Source organism: Microbispora corallina (assembly GCF_016863035.1).
GTDB classification, from domain to species: Bacteria; Actinomycetota; Actinomycetes; order Streptosporangiales; family Streptosporangiaceae; genus Microbispora; species Microbispora corallina.
This window is the reverse complement of sequence record NZ_BOOC01000003.1, coordinates 140,870-162,631: the sequence shown is the minus strand read 5'-3', so window position 1 is coordinate 162,631 and position 21,762 is coordinate 140,870. Positions and strand designations below refer to the sequence as shown.

General features: G+C 71.2%; 18 protein-coding genes. 11 read left to right on the top strand and 7 right to left on the bottom strand.

The features are described from left to right. A complete protein-coding gene (locus tag Mco01_RS04855; protein ID WP_204055682.1) occupies positions 1 to 1,962 on the top strand; it encodes a hypothetical protein in 1,962 nt (653 codons plus the stop codon). A 107-nt stretch (positions 1,963 to 2,069) separates the two neighbouring features. Here the strand turns inward: Mco01_RS04855 and Mco01_RS04850 are convergent, their stop codons facing one another. From Mco01_RS04850 to Mco01_RS04830, 5 genes are all read right to left on the bottom strand, one after another. Beyond that, positions 2,070 to 5,006 carry a glycoside hydrolase family 3 protein gene (locus tag Mco01_RS04850; protein WP_204055681.1) on the bottom strand — a complete coding sequence of 979 codons (2,937 nt, stop codon included), beginning with the start codon at positions 5,004 to 5,006 and terminating at the stop codon, positions 2,070 to 2,072. 35 nt (positions 5,007 to 5,041) lie between these two features. Next, positions 5,042 to 5,926 (bottom strand): carbohydrate ABC transporter permease, encoded by an 885-nt coding sequence (locus tag Mco01_RS04845; RefSeq protein WP_239103343.1) that lies wholly within the window; start codon positions 5,924 to 5,926, stop codon positions 5,042 to 5,044. Further along, positions 5,923 to 6,813, bottom strand: a complete 891-nt coding sequence (locus Mco01_RS04840; protein ID WP_204055680.1) for a carbohydrate ABC transporter permease — start codon at positions 6,811 to 6,813, stop codon at positions 5,923 to 5,925. Before Mco01_RS04840 ends, Mco01_RS04845 begins: the two co-directional genes overlap by 4 nt. Before the next feature lie 66 nt (positions 6,814 to 6,879). Beyond that, the gene (locus Mco01_RS04835; RefSeq protein ID WP_204055679.1) at positions 6,880 to 8,193 is read right to left on the bottom strand and encodes an ABC transporter substrate-binding protein; all 1,314 of its coding nucleotides are present in this window, start codon (positions 8,191 to 8,193) and stop codon (positions 6,880 to 6,882) included. Between the two features lie 24 nt (positions 8,194 to 8,217). Continuing rightward, entirely contained in the window at positions 8,218 to 10,500 is a 2,283-nt protein-coding gene (locus tag Mco01_RS04830) for a TIM-barrel domain-containing protein (RefSeq protein ID WP_204055678.1), read from the bottom strand. A gap of 172 nt (positions 10,501 to 10,672) precedes the next feature. Here Mco01_RS04830 and Mco01_RS04825 point away from each other — a divergent pair, with 172 nt between their 5' ends. Continuing rightward, positions 10,673 to 10,903, top strand: coding sequence for a hypothetical protein (locus Mco01_RS04825; protein ID WP_204055677.1), 231 nt, complete (start codon positions 10,673 to 10,675; stop codon positions 10,901 to 10,903). Between the two features lie 99 nt (positions 10,904 to 11,002). Next, positions 11,003 to 11,263, top strand: coding sequence for a hypothetical protein (locus tag Mco01_RS04820; RefSeq protein WP_204055676.1), 261 nt, complete (start codon positions 11,003 to 11,005; stop codon positions 11,261 to 11,263). Between the two features lie 187 nt (positions 11,264 to 11,450). Here the strand turns inward: Mco01_RS04820 and Mco01_RS04815 are convergent, their stop codons facing one another. After that, positions 11,451 to 12,542, bottom strand: a complete 1,092-nt coding sequence (locus Mco01_RS04815) for a glycoside hydrolase family 53 protein (RefSeq protein WP_204055675.1) — start codon at positions 12,540 to 12,542, stop codon at positions 11,451 to 11,453. Between the two features lie 102 nt (positions 12,543 to 12,644). After that, entirely contained in the window at positions 12,645 to 14,723 is a 2,079-nt protein-coding gene (locus tag Mco01_RS04810; RefSeq protein WP_239103342.1) for a beta-galactosidase, read from the bottom strand. A gap of 206 nt (positions 14,724 to 14,929) precedes the next feature. On the opposite strand from Mco01_RS04810, the gene Mco01_RS04805 reads away from it, so the two are divergent. The 8 genes from Mco01_RS04805 to Mco01_RS04770 all read left to right on the top strand — a co-directional run bounded on the left by Mco01_RS04805 (position 14,930) and on the right by Mco01_RS04770 (position 21,752). Continuing rightward, positions 14,930 to 16,243, top strand: a complete 1,314-nt coding sequence (locus tag Mco01_RS04805; RefSeq protein WP_204055674.1) for an ABC transporter substrate-binding protein — start codon at positions 14,930 to 14,932, stop codon at positions 16,241 to 16,243. Positions 16,244 to 16,245: 2 nt separating this feature from the next. Next, on the top strand, positions 16,246 to 17,142 hold the full coding sequence (locus Mco01_RS04800) for a carbohydrate ABC transporter permease (RefSeq protein WP_204056094.1): 897 nt from the start codon (positions 16,246 to 16,248) through the stop codon (positions 17,140 to 17,142). Continuing rightward, positions 17,142 to 18,023 (top strand): carbohydrate ABC transporter permease, encoded by an 882-nt coding sequence (locus Mco01_RS04795; protein ID WP_204055673.1) that lies wholly within the window; start codon positions 17,142 to 17,144, stop codon positions 18,021 to 18,023. Before Mco01_RS04800 ends, Mco01_RS04795 begins: the two co-directional genes overlap by 1 nt. 14 nt (positions 18,024 to 18,037) lie before the next feature. Then, positions 18,038 to 19,039: a LacI family DNA-binding transcriptional regulator gene (locus Mco01_RS04790; RefSeq protein WP_204055672.1), complete on the top strand. Its 1,002-nt coding sequence runs from the start codon at positions 18,038 to 18,040 to the stop codon at positions 19,037 to 19,039. Between the two features lie 42 nt (positions 19,040 to 19,081). Next, complete coding sequence (locus tag Mco01_RS39715) at positions 19,082 to 20,119, top strand: sigma factor-like helix-turn-helix DNA-binding protein (protein ID WP_275410463.1); 1,038 nt, start codon at positions 19,082 to 19,084, stop codon at positions 20,117 to 20,119. Then, on the top strand, positions 20,116 to 20,565 hold the full coding sequence (locus Mco01_RS04780; RefSeq protein WP_204055670.1) for a carboxymuconolactone decarboxylase family protein: 450 nt from the start codon (positions 20,116 to 20,118) through the stop codon (positions 20,563 to 20,565). The genes Mco01_RS39715 and Mco01_RS04780 overlap by 4 nt, the downstream gene beginning before the upstream one ends. 318 nt (positions 20,566 to 20,883) lie before the next feature. Continuing rightward, positions 20,884 to 21,045, top strand: coding sequence for a hypothetical protein (locus Mco01_RS04775; RefSeq protein ID WP_204055669.1), 162 nt, complete (start codon positions 20,884 to 20,886; stop codon positions 21,043 to 21,045). Positions 21,046 to 21,071: 26 nt separating this feature from the next. Next, complete coding sequence (locus tag Mco01_RS04770) at positions 21,072 to 21,752, top strand: pyridoxamine 5'-phosphate oxidase family protein (protein WP_239103341.1); 681 nt, start codon at positions 21,072 to 21,074, stop codon at positions 21,750 to 21,752. The last annotated feature ends 10 nt before the right edge of the window (positions 21,753 to 21,762 follow it).

The following is a 21,762-nucleotide window of genomic DNA, read 5'->3' as shown; positions in this document are numbered from 1 at the left end:
ATGCCTCCCGTCGTTCCGCTCTCGCCGGGGGACCCGGCCGCGCTGGGCCCGTACCGCCTGACCGGGCGGCTCGGGCCCGCCGTCTTCGCCGCGCTGTCCCCCTCGGACGAGCAGGTCGCGGTGAAGCGGTTCCCCGACCGGCGCGACAGCCGTCCCGACCCGGACCGGGTGGCCGCCCTGCGCGCGGCCGCGCCCATCGGGACCGCGCTCGTCGTGGACGCGGGTCCCGACTACGTGGTGACCGAGCTCGTCGACGGCCCCTCCCTGGACGAGACGGCGCCGGTCACCGGTCCCGCGCTGCACCGGCTGGCCGTCGCGACGGCGGCCACGGTCGCCGCCCTCCACCAGGCGGGCATCGTGCACGGCCACGTCCGGCCCGACCAGATCGTGCTGGGCCCGGACGGGCCACGCCTGCTGTGTCACGGCTCCCCGGCGCCGAACCCCGTGCTCTGGCAGTCTCCGGAGGAGTTGCTGGGCGATCCGGCCGGGCCGCCCGCCGACCTGTTCGGCTGGGCCGCCGTGATCGTGTACGCGGCGAGCGGGCGGGTGCCGTTCTCGGAGGAACGGGTGCGGCACGGCGCGGCCGACCTCGACCCGCTGGAGGGCGACCTGCGCCAGCTCGTGGCCGACTGCCTCGCGCCGGAGCCGGAGGACCGGCCCTCGGCTCGCGAGACCCTCCTGCGGCTCATCGGGCACCCCGGGGCCCTCGACACGGTCGTGCCCGGAAGCGCCCCGGCCGCGGCTCCCGCGCCCGCGGACCGGCCGGCTCCCACCGCACCCCGCGACGACCCCGCCGCCCCGGACCGCGACCTCACCGTCCCGGATGACCGTCCCCGCGTAGCCGAGGTGACAGGCCCGGCGGCCGGGGGGCGGCGGAGGCCGTCCGGGCTGGTGCTGACGGCCGCCGGCCTCGCCGTGGCGCTCGCGTCCGGCGGGACGGCCTACGCGCTCACTCCCCGACCCGCGCATCCCTCCGCCTCCTCGACGGCCCCGGTCTCCCCCGGCCCGGTCGCGGGCACGCCCTCCGCCTCGGCGCCGTCGGCGGAGCCGCCCGCGACCGTGCACGAGGCACCGGCCGATCCGGTCGTCCTCACGTCGTACCAGGTGACGGACGACCGCGGCGAGACCGGCGTATGGACCCGCTCACCCGCAGGCGGCTTCCAGCAGACCGGCGGCGGCGACGTCTTCGCCGCGGTCTCCCCCGGCGGGCGATGGACGGCGGCCGTGAACGAGGGCTTCGCGGCCGGGTCGACGCGCCAGTCGATCCAGATCACCGACCGGCGCGGCGGCGAGCGGTTCTCGCTGCCGCTCGTGTCGCTCCCCTTCATGGGCGAGGGGCCGGCCTGGTCCCGCGACGGGACCCGCCTCCTGCTCACCGTCGCCGGGCGGGAGCACGGGACCGGCACGCCGTACGCGGCGGGGTTCCTGGTCGTCGACCCGGCGGCGAGGAGCGTCCGGTTCGTGCAGACGGCGAACCGGGACGACGTCACGGCCTTCCTGTCCCTCCCAAAGTCGCGCCGCACCTTCGGGATGTTCCGCTGGTCGCCCGACGGCTCGTCGGTCGCCGCGCCGTACGTCACGCCCGAGGGCATGTCCGGCACCCGCTTCTGGGACCTGTCGGGCCGCGTCCTGCGGAGCATGCACTGGACCGGCTCCCCGGTCGGCGGGAACGACCCGTTCTCTCCGTCGGGGCGTCTGCTGCTGACCTCCGGCTGCGACCACGGCTTCGCCGTCTGCGCCTGGGACGTGCGGACGGGACGGCGGGCCGCCACCGTTCCGGGCGAACGGAACCAGGACGTGATGGGCTGGTTCGACGACGACCGCCTCATCAGGGGCGGATGGGTGGACGACCACCTGTACCGCGTGGAGACGGTCGACCTGTCGGGCAGGCCGGCGCGGACGCTCGCGGAGGTCCGGGCGTCCCGCGAGCGGCCGGTCCGGATGGTTTACAGCCGGCCCTGAGATGAGAGCCCACGGCGACACGACCAGTGCCGGCCTCCCCTCACTGACGAGCCGGCGGGCGTCACCGCGTACGGCGACGCCCACCGGCCGGATCAACAGGAGCGTCCTCAGGTCAGTTTCAGGTCCTTCAGCTTGAGGTCTCCCTTGAAGACGGCGTAGAGGTCCCTCACCCCGGTCGCCCCCTTGACGGCGGCGGTGGCCGTGGCCCACGTGTAGGGGCCGCCGGTGGCGCCGACCGGCACGGTGGCCACGAGCGTTCCCGTGGGCGAGCCGAGCCGCAGCTCGATCGATCCGCCGGACGTCGAGGCAACGCCCGCCGCGACACCGGTCGGCGGCCTGCCGAAGGCGACATCCCTGAACGCGATCCAGGCGCCGTCCTTGCCGGCCACGGCGTCGCCGCGCTCCTTCGTCTCGTCCGTCAGCGTGACCCCGGAGTAGTCGTCGAAGTCGATCGCCCGCGTCGTCGCCGACAGGTCGCGGTGCGGGATCTTCTCGCCCTTCACGTCGATCGTGGTCCGCTGCCGGATGGCGGCCGACGACGAGCCCACCAGGACGTCCTGCGCGGACGACTCGACCGTCCACTTGTTCCGGGTGACGTCCCACAGGGCGAAGTCGGCGGTCTTCAGGTGGAAGGTGACGGTCGTCGTCCGCCCGGGGGCGAGTGAGACCCGCTGGAAGGCGCGCAGCTGCCTGACCGGCTGCTTCACCCGTGAGGTGCGCTGGTGGGTGTACAGCTGGACGACCTCGTCGCCGGCCCGGGAGCCGGTGTTGGTCACCTTCACCGACACGTCGAACCCGTCGCCCCTGGGAGTCGCCGTGAGCCCCTGGTAGCCGAAGGTGGTGTACGACAGGCCGTGGCCGAACGGGTAGAGCGGGGAGCCCTTGAAGTACAGGTAGGTCCGGTCCCTCTTGACGATGTCGTAGTCGAGGATGTCCGGCAGGTCGGCGGCCGACCTGTACCAGGTCTGGGTGAGCCGCCCGGCCGGGTCGACGTCACCGAAGATCACGTCGGCGAGCGCGTGCCCGGTCTCGGCCCCCGCGTGGGTGGTCCACAGCAGGCTCGCCACCCGGTCCTGGACCTTGCTCATCGTGGTGGGGTAGCCGTCCTCCAGAACCACCACCGTGTTCGGGTTGGCCCGGGTGACCGCGGCGATCAGGTCCTGCTGGCCCTCGCCGAGCTCCAGCCCGGTGCGGTCGTGGTTCTCCCGGCCGGCGACCCACGGGTTGCTGCCGACCACCACGACGGCCGCGTCCGCGCCCTTCACCGCGGCGGCCGCGGTGTCGGCGCCCCGGCTGACGACCTCCTTGGCGAAGTGCGCCGCGTCGGCCTTGGACCCGAAGCCGAGGGTGCCGTCGGCGCCGACGGTGACGTAGTCCCCGAGCGACCACCAGCTCTCGTTGATTTCGTAGCCCGCGTAGTGCAGGAGGTAGGTCCCGTCGTCCTGCTTCTCCAGCCTGAACTGCTGCTGTACGTACCAGCCGTCCGGGTTGTCGGAGCTGGCGAGGAACGTGCCCCAGTTGCCGGTGAGCATCTTGCCGTTGCCGGCGTTGCGCAGCGTCGACACGCCGTCGGTCCAGTCGGTGACGTCGAACTCCGAGGCCGCGGCCGGCGCCGTGTCGGACACCTTCACCGGGGTGGCGGCGTCGGTCACCGTGACGTACCTGCCGCTCTTGACGTCCTTGAGCGCCACCCGGTCGAGGGCGTCGGTGCCGGTGACGGTCGCCCCGGCGCCCAGCCGCTCCTTGATCCCCTGCAAGGGCGTCACCTGATACGGCATCCGGCCGCCGTACCAGTCGCGGAACAGGGTGTTCTGCAGGGGGCCGACCACGGCGACCTTCCTGGTCCTGGCCGCGTCGAGCGGGAGCCTGCCGGAGTTCTTCAGCAGCACCAGGGCCTTGTCCGCGGCCTCGCGGTTGAGCCGCCGGTTGGCCGCGCTGTCGACGACCTCTTTGCCGATCTTCGCGTACGGCCCGCCGCCGGGGTCGAACTGGCCGAGGCGGAAGCGGACCGACAGGTCGTGGCGGACGGCCTTGTCGACGTCGCCCTCGGTCAGCAGTCCCTTGGCCAGCCCGTCCTTGATCAGGGCGGTCATCGTGGCCGGCTTGTTGTCGTCCACCGTGAAGCTGTCGATGCCCGCCTTGAGCGCCGCCGCGAACGCCTCGGTCTCGTTGGAGAAGTAGTGCTCGGGGTCGGTGAGCGCGTGCGGGGCCCAGGCGTCGCTGACGTTGTACAGGTCCTTGGAGGTCCACGAGCGGACGACGTCGTCCAGGTCGGGGTTGACCGTGTTCGGCCGCCCGTTGACGAGGTTGTAGGACCCCATCACGCCGGTCGCGGCGTCCGCGCTGATGGCGGGCTTGAACGCGGCCTCGTCGTACTCGTGCTTCACCCTCGGCGGCAGGTTGGAGGAGGTGAGGCTGCGCTGGTACTCGTTGTTGTTGGCCAGGTAGTGCTTCAGCACCGGCGCCGTCTTCAGGTAGAAGGGGTCGTCTCCCTCGAGTCCCTTGCCGTACGCGGTGGAGACGGCGCCGGTCAGCAGCGGGTCCTCCGAGTAGCCCTCCTCGTTGCGGCCCCACCGGGGGTCGCGCAGCAGGTTGACCACGGGCGCCCACACCTGGGTGCCCCACACGACCGGGTTCACGGAGTTGTAGCCGCGCACCTCGTCGCCCACCGCGGAGCCGACCCGCTTGACCAGGTCCGGGTCCCAGGTGCTCGCCAGGCCGACCGCCTGCGGGAACACCGTGCCGCTCGCGAAGGTCTGCGCCCAGTCGTGCTCGTCGTCGTTGGACCAGGCGACGCCGTGCAGGGCCTCGGTCCCGTTCTTGTGGTACGGCATGCCCAGCCGCGGGATCGCCGGCTGCGACTGGTGCAGCAGCGAGATCTTCTCGTCCAGCGTGAGCCGGCCGAGCAGGTCGTCGATCCGCCGGTCGAGGGGGAGGGAGGGGTTGCGGAAGGGGAAGTCGTCCGCCGCCGCGGCGGGAGCCGTTGACAGGCTCAGCGCCACGGCGAGTGCGGCCGCCGCCGACAGGGGCCGGCGAAGGGACATTGCGCCTCCAGGTCAGGTAGTGACGCGCGGGGGGATCACTTGACGGCGCCCACCGTTACTCCTCTGGTGAGCGTCCGCTGGAAGATCAGGAAGAAGGCGACGGCCGGCACGATGCCGAGCAGCGCGGACGCGCTGGACATGGTGGCGTCCATCATCTTCTCCCCCTGCAGGACGCCGATGGCGACCGGCACGGTCTGGTTGTCGTTGGAGATCAGGAAGATCAGCGGCAGGAAGAACTCGTTCCACGTCCAGATGAAGAAGAAGATGAGCAGCACGGAGAGGGTCGGCCGGCTGATCGGCACGACGATCCCCCACAGCGCCCGCCACCGTCCGGCCCCGTCGAGCGCGGCGGCCTCCAGGATCTCCCGGGGAAACCGGCCCAGCACCGACGACAGCAGGTAGGTCCCGAAGGCCGCCTGGATGACCGTGAAGATCAGGATGACGGAGAGCTTGCTGTCGTACAGCCCGACCTGCTTGGACAGGTAGTACAGCGGGTAGGCCAGGGCCTCCTGCGGCAGCGTGTTGCCCACGAGGAAGACCACGAGCACCCACAGCCGGCCGCGTACCCGCCCGATCCCCAGCGCGTACGCGTTGAGGATCGACAGCACGACCGCCGCGACGGCGACGGAGGCGCTGATGAGGAAGCTGTTCCAGAGCTTCTCGCCGAAGTCGACCCGGTTCCAGAAGTCGACGACGCCCTGCAGGTACAGCCCCTTCGGCAGGCTCAGCGGGTTGCCGGAGGAGTACTCGGCCGGCGACTTGAACGCGTTGAGCGCGACGATGAGGAAGGGGAACAGCATCACGACGGCGAGGACGACGAGGGCCGCGAGCACGGCCCAGCGTCCGGGAGCGCGGTGGACCGCGGGGCGGGCGGCCCGTACGCGGGCGGCGGGAGCGCTGACGACACGACCGGCGGTCACGGCTCACGCTCCTGGACGCGGAGGAAGAGGAAGGTCACCACGACGATGATCAGGGCGAGGACGGTGGCGATGGCCGAGCCGTATCCGACGTTGACCTTCTCGAAGAAGTTCAGGTAGGAGAAGTACGACGGCACCATGGTGGCGTTGCCGGGGCCGCCCCTGGTCAGCACGAAGATCGGCCCGAACACCTTCAGGGCGGCGATCGTGCAGGTGAGCAGGACGACGTAGATCTCCGGACGGATCTGCGGGATGGTGACGTGCCAGAACCGCCGCCACCAGGACGCGCCGTCGATCTCGGCGGCCTCGTGGAGCGCGGGGTCGGCCCGCTGCAGCCCGGCCATGAAGATGACGACCGGGTAGCCGAGCTGGAACCACACCATGACGGCCATCACCGTGGCGAGGGCGTAGTCGGGGTCGCCCAGCCAGTTGACCTTCAGGCCGAAGATCTCGTTCACCGCGCCGTACGACGGGTGCAGCATCCAGCCCCACACGACGCCGGCGATGGCGACCGGCAGCACCTGCGGCAAGTAGTAGGCGGCGCGCAGCGCCGACGCCGTGCGCGCGCCGAACCGCCTGCCGATGTAGTCGAACAACGCGGCCGCGAGCACCAGCCCGGCCATCGTCGGCACGACGGCCATCGCGACGATCAGCGCGACGTTGTGCTCGAACGAGGTCCAGAACCGCTCGTCCCGCAGCAGCTTCGTGTAGTTGTCGAGCCCGATCCACGTGGGCGTGCCGACCCCGGACCAGCGGGTGAAGCTCGTCGCGACGTTCATCAGGAACGGCACGACGATGACCGCGAGGAACAGCAGCGCGCTCGGGATCAGGTAGGGCCAGTAGCCGCCCCTCCCGCGGGGACGGGGCGGCCGCGCCTCGATTGGCGCCATGAGCAGAGCCTTTCGGGGTCTGCGGTGGGGGCCGGTCAGGGGTCGCCCCCACCGCGGGATGTTCGGCTAGTTGCCGATGTCGGCGAGGTTGTCGTTGTACGGCTGGGCGATCTCGTCGAGCACCTGGGCGGGCTGCTTGGTGCCGTTGATCAGCTCCTGGACGCCGGAGACCAGCACGTCGTAGTAGCCCGGGGCCGGCCAGTCGGGGTAGAAGGCCAGGCCGTCGGAGGTCGTGAGCTTGTTGAAGTTCTCGATCAGCTCCTTGCTCTTCGCGTCCTGGATGGCCGACGGGTCGGCGGCGACCGGGACGCCGCCCGAGTTGCCGAGCAGGTTCTGGACCTCCTTCTTCATCGTGATGTCGATGAAGTCGTAGGCGAGGTCCTTGTTCTTGGCCTTCTCGGGGACGACCCAGATGTTGCCGCTCGACCCGGGCGTCAGCTGGGCGCCGGGGAACAGGAACGACCCCCACTCGAAGTCCTTGATCTCCGACTGGAACCGGCCGTACCACCAGCTGCCGGAGATCATGATGGGGAACTTGCCGCCGATGAACGACACGCCCATGTCCTCGGCCTTGAGGCCGGCCGAGTCCTTGGCGATGTAGCCCTTCTTCACCCAGTCGGCGAACGTCTGCGCGGCGTAGGTGAGCTCCGGGCCGTGGAAGTCGACCTTGCCCTTGTAGAGCTGGAAGGAGTCCACCCAGGGCCGGGCGGCCTTGGTCAGCGCGAGCTGGTAGAAGATCTGCTGCGCCGGGTACTCGGCGCCGGCGGTGGCGATCGGCGTGATGCCGGCCTTCACGAACGTGTCCAGAGCCGCGGTGAACTCGTCGAACGTGGTGGGCACCTCGATGCCCTGCTTCTTGAAGGCGTCCTTGTTGTAGTAGACCATCACGTACTCGCCGTAGTTCGGCACGCCGTACCACTTGCCGGAGCCCATGATGCCCCGCTGGTCGTACTTGGCGGTGGTCTGCAGCGAGGGGCTGAGCAGCTTGTCCCAGCCGCGCTTGGCCGCCTGCTCGGACAGGTCGGTGAGCAGGCCCTGCTTGGACAGCAGGCCCGCCGTGGCGTTGCCCTTGTTGTACTCCATGACGTCGGGGGCCTGGTCGGAGTTGAGGACCATGCCGGCCGTCTTCTGGATCTGCTCGAAGCCCTTCGCCTCGAACTTCACCTTCACGCCCGGGTGGCTCGCCTCGAACTCCTTGACGGCCTCCGCCCAGGCCTTGCCCATCGCGCTGTCGGCGCCCTCGTAGTGCCACAGCGTGAGGGTCTTGCCCTGTGATCCGCCGCCGGACGAGCCCGAATCCGATGAGCCGCCGCACGCGGAGAGCGCCAGGGCGGCCGCGGCCAGAGCCGCCAGCGCCGCCGTCCTGCTTGTCCTGAACATGGGTCCTTCTCCAGGGGGTGGGTGCTAGTTGATGACGACCGGGGCGCCGGGGCCCACGAACTCGACGCCCTCGATCTGCTTGGGGCCCTCGGCGGTGACGACCAGCCGGTCGCCGTCCCGCACCGCCGTGACCGTCGTGTCCCCGTCCAGGTCCCTGATCGTCGTACGGCTCCCGCCCTCGGGGACGCCGAAGGCGAGCAGCGTGACCCGCGGGTTCTCGGCCACCGTGTCGCCCGGCTCGGTCACCGGGATCAGGGCGCCGTGCCGCGCGAACAGGGGGATCCGGTCGAGCGGCGGCGACACCGTGACGTACCGGCCGCCGTCGACCCGTTCGCCGGTCCAGTAGTCCACCCACACCCCCGAGGGCAGGTAGACCTTCCGGGTCCCGTCGGCCGAGGTCATGGGGGCGACGAGGAGGTCGGTCCCGAGCAGGTACTCCAGGTCCGCCTGCCACGCCACCGGATCGTCCGGGAAGTCCACGCACAGCGCGCGCATCATCGGTGCGCCCGTCTCCGCCGCCGTCACCGCCGCCGAGTAGATGTACGGCATGAGCCGGTAGCGCAGCCGGAGCGCCTCGATCGCCGCCCGCTCCGCGTGCGGCGGAAACTCCCAGGGCTCACGGCTCGTCGTGCCGTGGAACCGGACGAGCGGGGACAGCGCGCCGAACTGGGCCCACCGGATGTACAGGTCCGGGGTGGGGGTGCCGGTGAAGCCGCCCGCGTCGTGGCTCCAGAACGGGACGCCGGACAGCCCGTGCGCCAGGCCGCCCCGGATGGTGCTGCCCATCGACGGGTAGACGGCGTCCACGTCGCCGCTCCACTGGGCCGGATGCCGCTGCCCGCCGAGGAACGACGAGCGCGCCCACACCAGCCCGTGCCCGGCGACCTCCCGGGTGACCGCCGCCACCGCGTCGTTGAACAGCAGCGTGTAGACGTTGTGCAGGTCGGCGCCGCGCATGCCGTTGGACGCCACCGCGTCGGCGGGGACGCCCTCGGCGAAGTCGGTCTTGAAGACGTCGACGCCCTCCCGGAGGCGGTCGCGCAGCAGCCCCTGGAACCACTCGACGGCCTCCGGGTTGGTGAAGTCGACGATGCCGCAGGCCGGGTGGGAGCCGTGCCAGGAGTCGGCCACGTAGACCTCGCCGTCCGGCCTCCTCAGGAAGAAGCCGCGCTCGGCCGCCTCGGGGAACGCGGGGCTGAGGTGCGAGACGTACGGGTTCATCCACAGGCAGACCCGGAAGCCCTGCTCCTTGAGGCTCGCCAGCATGCCCACCGGGTCGGGGAAGCTCTGCGGGTCCCACCGCAGGTCGGACCAGTGGTTCTCGGTCTGCCAGTACGTGTCCAGGTGGAGCACGTCGCACGGGATGCCGCGCTCGCGGATCCTCCTGGCCCGCTCCAGCACGCGCTCCTGGTTGTCGCGGAAGAAGCCGGAGGAGATCCACGTGCCGAACGCCCACTTGGGCGGCAGGACGGGCCTGCCGGTCAGCCCGTCGAAGCGGGCGAGCACCTCGGACGGCGTGGGCCCGGCGATCACGTAGTAGTCGATGAGGTCGTCCGGCACCACGATCTGGACGGCGCTGTGCGTCGACTGGCACATGTCGAACTCGACCGGGGCGCCGCTGTCGACGAGCAGGCCGTACCCGCGGCTGGACAGGTAGAACGGGACGTTCTTGTAGGCGCGCTGCGACTCGGCGCCGAACGCGTCGAAGTTCCACATGAGCGGCCGCTGCCCGCGCTTGTCGAGCGGGGTGAACGACTCGCCGAACCCGCTGAACGCCTCGTCCGCCGGGGCCAGGAACGTCTCGTGGTAGGCCACGACGGCGCCGTCCGCCGACGAGCGGCCGAACGGCAGCGTCCGCAGGCGGCCGCTGATGTCGGGCCGGCCCGGGTCCTGCTCCACCAGCGTCCGCCCGGCGCGGTCGGTGAAGCGCAGGTTCCAGGGGCTCAGCCGCACCTCGGCCCGCAGCGACCCGGCGTCCAGCACCACCCGGCTGTGCCCCGCCTCGACGGCCGCTCCCGCGTAGCGGCCCGGCGTCACCATGTCGATCGCCCGCGCCGAGCGGGTCCGGGCGTCCGCGTCCTGCGAGAGCCGGACGCGGATGACCCCCTCCCCTGCCACGGAAAGCTGCACCACGAGCGTCTCGTCCGCCGAGGTCGAGCCCTTGAGCGTCACGCCGAGCGCGTCGGAGGCCACCACCTCCGCGCGCGTCACCGCCGACAGCCCCTCCTCGCCGTCCGCCCGCACGGGAAGCTCGGGTGGGTCCGCGACGAAGAACTCGCGGGCGATCAACGGGGGACGGTACGGCATCGCGGCACTCCTGGCTTCATCCGGCGATTGTGGAGTTAGTTTGCCGTCCATCCCAACAAAGGTCAACGGTCTGAGGAGGATCGTTCCTCGTCCATTTTTCTGCCCTATATTCCGATTTGTTCCATTTTCGGGTAACGTGTCGGCAATTCCCGGTTCACGGAGGTGAAGGTGCATGGACAGGTTCGTGCACGTGATGCCGCTGGACGACGTGATCAGCCATGAGGGCACTCCCCGGTGCGTGTGCGGGCCCGGCGGCCAGCCGGTGACCGCCGTGGACCTCGGGGAGCAGGCCGCGGACGCCGACGTCGTCGGACCCGGCTGGTCGCGGCCCGCCGTCGGCCTGATCTACCACCACCACGCCCTGAGCCCCTGCCGGGAGTGGGAGGCCGTCCCGGAGACCTGAGCCGTTCCGCGCTTCCGCCGGCCTCTAAGGACCTACCGGCGTCCTCGACTTTCCGAACTCTCTGCGATCGATCGTAAACGGAGAGTAATATCCCGGGCCATGCCCGGATTCGATCACGAGATGCCGATCAACCTGGACCTGGGAGAGAAGTACTTCTCCCACTGGGTGGACAAGGGCCGCGATGAGGGCCGGGCGGAAGGCGAGATCAACGCCCTCCTCACGGTGCTGGAGAGCCGCGGCCTGGAGACCTCCGACGATGCACGCGAACGGATCCGCCGGTGCACCGACCTTCAGCAGCTGAAAACCTGGCTTCGCAGGGCCGTCGTCGTCGACTCGGCCGACGAGCTGTTCACCGAGTAGCGCGGCACCACTCCCTCTGTCCCACAGCAGCCGTGGGGTCGGGCGTCACCAGGCCATGACGCCGGCGAGTTCGGTGCGTGAGGTGACTCCCAGCAGTCACGATGTGAAGCCGGGGTGTGCCGGTACCGCCGCACACCCCGGCCCCGTCATGCGAAGAAAGCACTCGATCGCCAGGAGGGATCGAGTATCAGGGGGTCCACCTCACGTTCGGGTTGAGGTGCCCGGTCCAGTTGAACAGGGCCATGTTGTCCCAGCCGTCACCGCTGCCGTTGATGTTCGCGGGGTCCCAGCCGTTGCCGGGCACCGCGTACCACGTCGGCTCCCAGTAGAAGACGCCGACGGCGCCCGCGTTGCGGGCCGTGTTCTGCACCGCCGCGAACTCCGCCCCCTGCCCCTCCCAGGTGAGGCCGTAGCCGGAGCATCCCGACGTGACCGAGTTGCCGGTGGAGTCGGCGTTGCCGGCGGTGAACGGGTAGGCCGTCTCTGCGACGACCACCGGCCTGCCGTAGCGGGACCGCACGTCCGAGATCACGTTGTACAGGTTCGACAGCGTGCCGTGCCACATGCAGTAGTACGACAGGCCGGTGATGTCCCAGGACACGCCCTTGGCCGCGATGCCGTCGTAGAACCAGCGGGCGTTGGCGTCGCTGTCCGCGTCCGCGGTGTGGATGATCACCTGGGTGCCGGGGTTGCAGGCCTTGGTCGCGTTGTACCCGGCCTTGAGCAGCAGGCTCAGGTTCGTGAAGTCGTTGTTGACAACCTTGCCGTCGTTCCACAGCATGCCGACGTTGATCTCGTTGCCGATCTGCACGCTGTCGGGGGTGGTGCCCTGCGCCTTGAGGCTCGCGCACACGTCGTAGGTGTAGCCGTAGACGTTGGCCTGCAACTGGCCGATTCCGTGGTTCGACCAGGCCGCGGGCTTGTACTGCTTGCCGGGGTCCGCCCAGGTGTCGGAGTAGTGGAAGTCCACGAGCAGCTTCAGGCCCTTGGCCTTGACCGTCCTGGCGTACTGAAGGACCTTGGCCTTGTTGTTGTAGCCGCTGATCGGGTTGTTCCAGATCCGCAGGCGGACGTAGTTGACGCCGATGCCCTTGAGGATGTCCAGCGGGTCCCGCTGGGCGCCGCTCGCGTCGTAGTACCTCGCGCCCAGGTCGAGGGCGCGCTGCACCGTGGACACGTCGGCGCCGAGCATGGTCAGCGGGGTGGCGGCGTGCGCCGGTTGCGCGGCGGGGAGCACCGCGGCGGCGCACACGACGAGCGCCGCCAGGATCTTCTTCATGGTTCCTCCGGTCAGGAGAGGATGTGAGTGGTTCCCCCGGTTCCCCCGAGCCCCCGGCCCCGGCGCCGCGCCGTCGCCTGGCGCGACGCGGCGCGGCGCCGTCTACATGCGGATCACCGCCACACCACCGGCCGGCACCGTCGCCGCCCCCGTGACCGGCGCGCCGTCGAGCAGGCTCGTCCCCGAGACTCCCTCCACGGTCGCCGGCCGGTCGCCGTGATTGATGAGGAACAGGTGGCCGCCCCGCCGTACGACCTCGACCGTGTCGGGGAGCCCCGCGGGACGCGAGACGTGGGCGTGGTCGAGCACCTCGGCGAGCAGCTCGCGAAGGCCGGGCCGCCGATCCGGCCCGTCGCCGGGCGCGGGGTCGGGCGCGGGGTCGAGCGCGGTCGCGACGTACCACGCCGTGCCGGCGCCGAGGTCGTGCCGGGTCACGGCGGGGTGCCCGGCGTCCGGTCCGTCGGCGAACACACGCACGGCCCGCGCGCCGGCCACGCGGACGCGCTCCGACCAGATCCGGCCCACGGCGCGCCCCCCGGTGCGGCCGACGGTGCGGCCCGCGCCCGGCTCGACTCCGTCCGGCTCGACTCCGGCCGGCTCGACCCCCACGGTGGCCGCCTCGGCCAGCGGGTGCAACTCCTCCACCGACAGGCCGAGGACCTCGCGGAGCGCGCCCGGGTGCGGGCCCGGGTGGATGGCGTCGTGCTCGTCCACGATCCCGGAGAAGTACGACACCATCAGGTGGCCGCCCCCCTCGACGTAGCGGTGCAGGTTCTTGGCCGCGGTCTCCGCCAGTATGTACGAACTGGGCAGCACGACCAGCTTGTACGCCGTCACGTCGGCCTCGGGGTGGACGAAGTCGACGGTGACGTGCTCCCGCCACAGGGCCTCGTAGAACGCCTCGATCCGCTCCCGGAACCGCAGGTCGACCGAGGGGCGCCACTCGAACTCCAGGGCCCAGTAGGCCTCCCAGTCCCACACCACGGCCACCTCCGCCCGCACGCGCGCGCCCCGCACACCGGCCAGACGGCGCAGGTCGGCGCCGAGCGCGACCACGTCCCGCCAGATCGCGGTGTCCGTCCCCCCGTGCGGGACCATCGCCGAGTGGAACTTCTCCGCGCCGTGCCGGGAGGCCCGCCACTGGAAGAACATGACCGCGTCGGACCCGCGGGCCACGTGGGCCAGGCTGTTGCGGCGCATCTCGCCAGGCCGTTTGGCCAGGTTGCGGGGCTGCCAGTTGACCGCGCCCGTGGAATGCTCCATCAGCATCCAGGGGCGGCCCCCCGCAACCGACCGGGTCAGGTCGGCCGCCATCGCCAGCTCGATGTGCGGGTCGCGGCGGGCGGAGTCGAGGTAGTGGTTGTTCGCGACGACGTCGACCTCCGGCGCCCAGCGCCAGTAGTCCATGTCCTTCGAGTTGGCGATCATGAGGTTCGTGGTGACCGGCAGGTCGCTGAACCTCCGGACGGCGTCGCGCTCCCTGCGGTAGTTCGCGAGGTGGGCGTCGACGGAGAACCGCAGGAAGTCGAGCCGCAGCGCGGTGAGCAGGCCCACCGGCGCGACCGAGGGCGGCTCCACGTCGTCGAACGAGCCGTAGGTCAGGCCCCAGAACGTGGTCCCCCAGGCGTCGTTGAGCGCGCCGACCTCGCCGTACCTGTCCCGCAGCCAGGCGCGGAACGCATCCGCGGAGACCGGGCAGTGGCAGTGCTGGTTGGCCCAGCCGTACTCGTTGTGCACGTGCCACATCGCGAGCGCCGGGTGGCCCGCGTACCGGGAGGCGAGCGCGGTCGTGAGGCGCTCGGACGCGGCGGCGTAGTCGGGCGAGCTGGGGCAGAAGCTGTGCCGGGAGCCGCCGCCGACCACCCGGCCGTCCGCGTCCACCAGGCGGCTGCCGGGGTAGCGCCGGCGGAACCACGCGGGGGGCGAGGCGGTCGGCGTTCCCAGGTCGGCCCGGACGCCGGCCGTGTGGAGCAGGTCGAGGATCCGGTCGAGCCGGTCGAAGTCGTACTCCCCCTCCGCCGGCTCGATCAGGCCCCAGTTGAAGACCCCCACGGTGACCAGGGTGACCCCGGCCTCGCGCATCAGCCGGACGTCCTCCTGCCAGACCTCCTCCGGCCACTGCTCGGGGTTGTAGTCCCCGCCGTACGCGAGGCCCTCCGGCAGGACGGGATATCCGGGCACGTCTTCCCCCTTCACAGGCTCTGTGAACGTGCACAGTAACCCAGGAGGACAGGCTCGGGAAGAGTTCGCCTCTCACCGACGATCCACGTGGCGATTAACAACCACGTAACGGGCATTGACACCATGCGACGGCCCCTCTCACTCTGTGAACGTTCCCAGAGGCGCTCTCCGGCTGACCCCCTCCCCCACCCCCGCAGGAGGCATGTATGCGCACAAATCGGCTCGCAGTGGTGGCGGCCGCGGCTCTCGCCGCGGCGCTCGCCGCCGGATGCTCCGGCGGGTCCGGGGAGTCCGCCGCGCCGACGGCGTCGGGCGGCGCCGCCGCCGGCCCGGTCACGCTGACGTACTGGACATGGGTCCCGAACATGGACAAGATCGCCGCGGCCTGGAACCGGTCGCATCCCGACATCCAGGTCACGGTGAGCAAGCAGGCCGGCGGCGACGACGCGGCCGCCAAGTTCCTGACCGCGGCGAAGGCCGGCAACCCGCCCGACCTGGTCCAGGCGGAGTACCAGATGCTGCCGTCGTTCGTCGCCGCCGACGCCGTGGCCGACATCAAGGCCGAGACCGCCCAGGTGAAGGGCGAGTTCGGCGACGGCGTCTGGGGCCTGGTGACCCTCGGCACCGACGCCGTGTACGCCGTCCCGCAGGACAGCGGCCCGATGATGCTGTACTACCGGCGGGACCTGTTCGAGAAGTACGGCATCGAGGTCCCCAAGACCTGGGACGAGTACGCGCAGGCCGCCCGCACCGTGCACAGGAAGGACCCGAAGGTCTTCCTCGGCACGTTCTCCAGCAAGGACCCGGGCTGGTTCGCCGGGCTCGCGCAGCAGGCCGGCGCCCAGTGGTGGTCGATCGACGGCGACGCCTGGAAGGTCGCGGTCGACGACGACGCCACCACGAAGGTCGCGAACTACTGGGGCGGCCTGGTGAAGGAGGGCGTCATCGACGGCATGCCGTACTTCACCCCCGAGTGGAACAAGGCGCTCAACGACGGCACGCTGCTGACCTGGCCGTCGGCCGTCTGGGGCCCCGGGGTGCTGTCCAGCAACGCCCCGAAGGCCAAGGGCAAGTGGGCCGTCGCCCCGCTGCCCCAGTGGAACGCCGGCGAGAACCACAGCGGCTTCTGGGGCGGCTCCTCCACCGCCGTCGCCGCCAAGTCGCCCCACAAGGCGGCCGCCGTGAAGTTCGCCACCTGGCTGAACACCGATCCGCAGGCCCTCGATCTGCTCATCAAGGAGGGTTCGGTCTACCCCGCCTCCACCAAGGGCGCCGCGCTCCTCACCGAGGCCCCCGAGTACTTCTCCGGCCAGCCCGACTTCTGGCGGCAGGCCGCCGCGATCGGGGCGACCGCCCGCGGCTTCACCTTCGGCCCGGACGTCAACGTCACCTACAACGCCTACAAGGACGCCTTCGACAAGGCCGTCGCCGCCAGGTCCGACTTCGCCGCGGCCGTGCGGACGATGCAGGACACCACCGTCGCGGACATGCAGAAGTCCGGCTTCACCCTGGCCAAGTGACGATGGCGCGACCCACGACGGGCGCCCGCGCCGGCCACGCGGGCGCCGTCCCCTACCTGTTCCTCGCCCCGGCCATGGCGCTGTTCACGCTGTTCATGGCCCTGCCCATCGGCTACACGGTCTACCTGAGCCTGCGGCGCACCAAGGTCTCCGGCCTCGGCCTCGGGAAGGGAGCCCGCAAGGAGATCTTCACCGGGCTGGACAACTACGTGAACGCCCTCGGCGACGGGGAGCTGTGGGCGGGCTGGCTCCGGGTGCTCGGGTACGGCGCCCTCGTGCTCGCGTTCATGCTGGGGCTCGCCCTGCTGTTCGCGCTGATGCTCGACGCGTCGCGCGTGCGGCTCGCCCGGTTCACCCGGATCTCGATCTTCCTGCCGTACGCCGTGCCGGGCGTCGCCGCGACGCTGATGTGGGGCTTCCTCTACCTGCCCACGCTCAGCCCGTTCGGCGGCCTGCCGTTCCTGGGCGCCGACGTCGTGACGTTCTCGATGGCCAACGTGGCCGTCTGGGGCGGCACCGGCTTCAACATGCTCGTGCTCTACACGAACCTGCGGGCCGTGCCCCGCGACTACTACGAGGCCGCGCGGATCGACGGCGCCGGCGAGCTCCAGATCGCCCTCAGGATCAAGGTTCCGATGCTCACCCCGGCGATCATCCTGACGACGGTCTTCTCCGTCATCGCGACGGTCCAGGTGTTCACCGAGCCGACCACCCTGCGGCCGCTGACGAACACGATCAGCTCGACGTGGAGCCCGCTGATGAAGGTCTACCGCGACGCGTTCGTCACCGGCGACCTGTACTCGGCGGCGGCGACCTCCGTCGTGATCGCCGCGATCTCGCTCGTCCTGTCGTTCGGGTTCCTGCGCGTCGTCAAGAGCCGCGCGTTCGGGGAGGGCTGATGGCCGCCACCACGCTGACCAGGCCCGCGAGCCACGTCCGCGCCGGCGCGCGCGGGCCGCTCGGCCTCGTGCCGACCGGGGTGCTCGTGCTCGGAGCGGTCTACACGCTGTTCCCGGTGAGCTGGGTGCTGGTCGCGGCGACGAAGTCGAAGGCCGAGCTCTTCTCGACGCCGACCTTCGCCCCCGGCACCGGCCTGCTGTCCAACCTGTCCGACCTGTTCGCCTACCGTGACGGCGTCTTCTGGCTCTGGCTGCTCAACACCGCCCTGTACGCCGGAGGCGGCGCGGTGCTGTCGACCGCGGTCTCCTGCGTCTCCGGGTACGCGCTCGCGACATACCGCTTCCCGGGCCGGAACCTGATCTTCAACCTGCTCATCGGCGGCATCCTGGTGCCGGCGGTGGTGCTGGCGATCCCGCAGTACCTGCTGTTCTCCAAGGCCGGCCTGGCCGGCACCTACTGGTCGGTGCTGCTGCCCAACGTCCTGCACCCGTACAGCATCTATCTGGCGCGGATCTACGCCCAGGCGGCGATCCCCGGCTCGCTGCTGGAGGCGGGCCGGCTGGACGGCGCCGGCGAGCTGCGGCTGTTCCGCCGGGTGGCGCTGCCGATGCTGACGCCGGGCCTGGTGACGATCTTCCTGTTCCAGTTCGTCGCGATCTGGAACAACTTCCTGCTGCCGTTCATCATGCTCGGCGACGACCACAGGTTCCCGCTGACGGTGGGCCTGTACACGCTGCTCGCGGCCGGGGCGAACCAGCCCTCGCTGTACAACCTGATCATCACGGGGACGATGCTCTCCCTCATCCCGCTGATCGCGCTGTTCCTCACGATGCAGCGGTACTGGCGGACCGACCTGTCCAGCGGCTCCGTGAAGAGCTAGGCGAGAATACCGGCATGGCGAAACGCCCGACCATTCACGATGTCGCCGCGGCGGCGGGGGTCTCGCGGGGCACGGTGTCCCGCGTGCTCAACGACGACCGGTACGTCAGCCCCGCCGCCCACGCCGCCGTCCGGCGGGCCATCGCCGAGACCGGGTACATCGTCAACCGCAACGCCCGCAGCCTGGTCACCCAGCGCACCGGCTCGGTCGTCATGGCGCTGTCCGAGCCGCACGAGAAGCTGTTCGAGGACCCCAACTACAGCGTGCTGATCCGCACCGCGATCCGGCGGCTCGCCGAGCGCGACGTCTCGCTCGTCATGATGCTCGCGGGCGACGAGGGCGACCGCGAACGGGTGCTGCGCTACGTGCGCGGCGGGCACGCCGACGGCGTGTTCCTCGTGTCCACGCACGGCGGGGACGCCCTGGTCGACGGCCTGGTCGACGCCAAGGTCCCGCTGGTGGCGCAGGGCGCGGTCATCGGCCGCGAGAACGTCATCCCCTACGCCGCGGCCGACGACCGCGAGGGCGCCCGGCAGATGGCCCGCCACCTCGTCGAGCGGGGCCGCAGGAAGGTCGCCACGATCACCGGGCCCATGGACACCCCCGGAGGCATCCAGCGGCTGGAGGGCTTCGCCGACGTCCTCGGCCGCAAGGCGTCGAAGAGGCTGATCGAGCACGGCGACTGGACCCGGCTCAGCGGCGAGAGCGCGATGGCCCGGCTGCTGGAGCGCACGCCCGACCTCGACGCCGTGTTCGTGGCCTCGGACCTGATGGCGGCCGGGGCTCTGGCGACACTCCGGGCCGCGGGGCGCCGGGTCCCGGAGGACGTGGCGGTGGGCGGGTTCGACGACTCCTCCGTCGCCGCCTCCACGCATCCGCCGCTCACCACGATCCGCCAGCCGCTCGCCCAGGTCGCCGAGGAGACCGTACGGCTCCTGCTGGAGCTGATCGACGGCACCGGTCACGTGGACCCGGTGATCCTCCCCACCCGGCTGATCGTGCGCGAGTCGACCTGACCCCTTCGGCGTCCCGGAGACCGCGTGTCACAAACTGAGGGCGTGTCCCGTCCTCAGTACGTGAACGACCATGACGACGGCAACGGCGGCCTGTCGGCCGAGTTCCACGCCCTGCGACCACGGCTCGTGGGAGTGGCCTACGGGCTGCTCGGCAGCGTGGACGAGGCCGAGGACGTCGTGCAGGACGCCTGGCTCCGCCTGCGGGCGGCGACGGCCGGACGGGCCGGCGGCTCCGGCGGCGAATCGGACGGCGAATCGGGCGGCGAATCGGGCGGCGAATCGGGCGGCGAATCGGGCGGCGAGGGGGCCGAGGAGATCAGGGACGTGGCCGCCTGGCTCGTCGTGACGGTCTCCCGGCTGGCGCTCGACGTGCTGCGCTCGGCCCGGCACCGCCGGGAGGAGTACGTGGGGCCGTGGCTTCCCGAGCCGGTCCTCGCCCCGCCCGCCGGGTCCGACCCCGCCGACCGCGTGACGCTGGACGAGTCGATGAGCATGGCGATGCTCGTCGTGCTGGAGTCCCTCAGCCCGGCCGAGCGCACGGCGTTCGTCCTGCACGACGTGTTCGGACTGACGTTCGCCGAGGTGGGCGAGGCGATCGGGCGGAGCCCGGCGGCCTGCCGGCAGCTCGCGGCCCGCGCCCGGTCGCACGTCGCGTCGCGGGCGCCGCGGTTCGACGTCGACCCGTCGGAGCACCGGCGGGTGGTGCGGGCCTTCGCCCGCGCGTGCGGGGGTGACGACATGGACGCCCTGCTGGCCCTGCTCGACCCCGACGTCGTCTTCCGCAGCGACGGGGGCGGCGTGGTCGGCGCGGCGCTCAACCCCGTGCTCGGCGCCGCCAAGGTGGCCCGGCTGCTGCTCGGCGTCCGCAGGTTCGGCGAGACCCGCATGATCCCGGCCGTGGTGAACGGCTGGCCGGGGCTGCTGCGGATCCGCGACGGCCGGCTCGACGCCGTGATCGGGATGGCCGTCTCCGGCGGCCGGATCACCGAGGTCGACATGGTTATGAACCCCCACAAGCTCATCCGCGTCCGCCGGGCCACCGGCCTCGCGGGGAGCGATACGAGAAAGGCACGACGATGACGAGGATCCAGGTGTCCGAGCTGGCCCCCGAGGCGTACCGCGCGATGAGCGGGCTGGAGCGGTTCCTGCACGGCAGCGACCTGCCGCACGCCACGCTCGAACTGGTCAAGCTGCGCGCCAGCCAGATCAACGGGTGTGCCTTCTGCGTGCACATGCACAGCAGGGACGCCAAGAAGGCGGGCGAGACCGACGAGCGCCTGTGGTCGGTGGCGGCGTGGCGGGAGGCGCCGTTCTACACCGAGGCCGAGCGCGCGGCGCTGGCGCTGACCGAGGCGGCGACCCGGCTCAGCGACCGGCCCGACCCGGTGCCGGACGAGATCTGGGACGAGGCGGCCAAGCACTACGACGACGCGACGCTCGCGGCGCTCGTGGTGGCCATCGCCACGATCAACGCGTGGAACCGGATCGCGGTGACGACCCACACCGGACCCGGCGCCCACGTGTGACCGCGCGAACCGGGTCCCGGGCACTCCCGGGACCCGGGCTTCGGTCAAGGGACTGCAAGCCGAAAACAAGGGGACGGCAAGCCGCGCGGCGCATAGTCTGCTCAGACGTGGAAGGAGGAAGGCCCATGAGCCGCATCAGGATCGTCAAGCCCCGCCCGACCAGCCGCACCGCGAGTCACGAGAGCCCCGACCTGCGCACTCCCTCAGGCCGCCCGCTTCCGTACTGACCTCGGCCCTCATCTTTACGGCCGTCTTACGCGATCACCGATATCTATCTGGCGGTAGATAACGGAATAATCACGGTCGGGGGGAACGAACATGCTCAAGGTGGTGCCGTCGCTCGCCAAGGTCAGGGACATCAGGCCGGCTCTGCGCCGGCGGCCCGACCACGACCGTAAGATCGTCGACCTGCGGGCGTACACCGGGGGGAACGTCATCCGCTTCCGGCCCCGTACGTCGGGCCCGACCTCGGCGGCCTGACCGCCGATCCTGTTGAATGTCACCTCGTGACCGACCTGTCCGAGACGACGCCCGTCCATCCCGCCGCAGAAGCCGGCGACCTGTCCGCGACCGAGCGGACCCGGCACCGGCGGCTGCGTGAGCAGGGCCGGACCGACCGGGAGGCCCTCTTCGAGGTGCTCCGCGCCGGGTTCGTCTGCCATCTCGGCGTCGTCGTGGACGGCGACCCCATGGTGGTCCCCACCGTGTACGGATTCGACTCCGGCCACCTCTATCTGCACGGCTCGGTCGCCAGCCGCAGCCTCACCCGAGGCGCCACGGCCTGCGTGACCGTCACCCACGTGGACGGCCTCGTCCTGGCCCGCTCGGTCTTCGAGCACGGGGTCAACTACCGCAGCGCCATGATCTACGGCGTGCCCCGGGCGCTGGACGGCGACGAGAAGCTGGAGGCCCTGCGCGTCCTGACCGAGCACATGGCCCCCGGCCAGTGGGACTACGCCCGGCGGCCCAACCGCAAGGAGCTGGCCGCCACCACGATCCTCGCGATCTCCCTCGATGAGGCGTCGGTGAAGGTCCGGGAGGGCCATCCCGAGGACGCCGACGACCCGCACGACGTCTGGGCGGGCGTGCTCCCGCTGACCCGGGCGTGGCTGCCTCCCGTCACCGATCCGCACGCCACCCGGCCCGTCCCCGAGCACGTGCTCCGCCGTACCGGCGCCCCCTTCTGACCGGCGCCGG

Excerpts from the sequence above, each read along its gene's own strand:
- Mco01_RS04780 (WP_204055670.1), top strand. The coding sequence starts at position 20,116 with ATGACGAGGATCCAGGTGTCCGAGCTGGCCCCCGAGGCGTACCGCGCG.
- Mco01_RS04835 (WP_204055679.1), bottom strand. The coding sequence starts at position 8,193 with ATGTTCAGGACAAGCAGGACGGCGGCGCTGGCGGCTCTGGCCGCGGCC.
- Mco01_RS04815 (WP_204055675.1), bottom strand. The coding sequence starts at position 12,542 with ATGAAGAAGATCCTGGCGGCGCTCGTCGTGTGCGCCGCCGCGGTGCTC.
- Mco01_RS04805 (WP_204055674.1), top strand. The coding sequence starts at position 14,930 with ATGCGCACAAATCGGCTCGCAGTGGTGGCGGCCGCGGCTCTCGCCGCG.
- Mco01_RS04850 (WP_204055681.1), bottom strand. The coding sequence starts at position 5,006 with ATGTCCCTTCGCCGGCCCCTGTCGGCGGCGGCCGCACTCGCCGTGGCG.
- Mco01_RS04840 (WP_204055680.1), bottom strand. The coding sequence starts at position 6,813 with ATGGCGCCAATCGAGGCGCGGCCGCCCCGTCCCCGCGGGAGGGGCGGC.
- Mco01_RS04830 (WP_204055678.1), bottom strand. The coding sequence starts at position 10,500 with ATGCCGTACCGTCCCCCGTTGATCGCCCGCGAGTTCTTCGTCGCGGAC.
- Mco01_RS04800 (WP_204056094.1), top strand. The coding sequence starts at position 16,246 with ATGGCGCGACCCACGACGGGCGCCCGCGCCGGCCACGCGGGCGCCGTC.
- Mco01_RS04825 (WP_204055677.1), top strand. The coding sequence starts at position 10,673 with ATGGACAGGTTCGTGCACGTGATGCCGCTGGACGACGTGATCAGCCAT.
- Mco01_RS04820 (WP_204055676.1), top strand. The coding sequence starts at position 11,003 with ATGCCCGGATTCGATCACGAGATGCCGATCAACCTGGACCTGGGAGAG.
- Mco01_RS04795 (WP_204055673.1), top strand. The coding sequence starts at position 17,142 with ATGGCCGCCACCACGCTGACCAGGCCCGCGAGCCACGTCCGCGCCGGC.
- Mco01_RS04775 (WP_204055669.1), top strand. The coding sequence starts at position 20,884 with ATGCTCAAGGTGGTGCCGTCGCTCGCCAAGGTCAGGGACATCAGGCCG.
- Mco01_RS04855 (WP_204055682.1), top strand. The coding sequence starts at position 1 with ATGCCTCCCGTCGTTCCGCTCTCGCCGGGGGACCCGGCCGCGCTGGGC.
- Mco01_RS04790 (WP_204055672.1), top strand. The coding sequence starts at position 18,038 with ATGGCGAAACGCCCGACCATTCACGATGTCGCCGCGGCGGCGGGGGTC.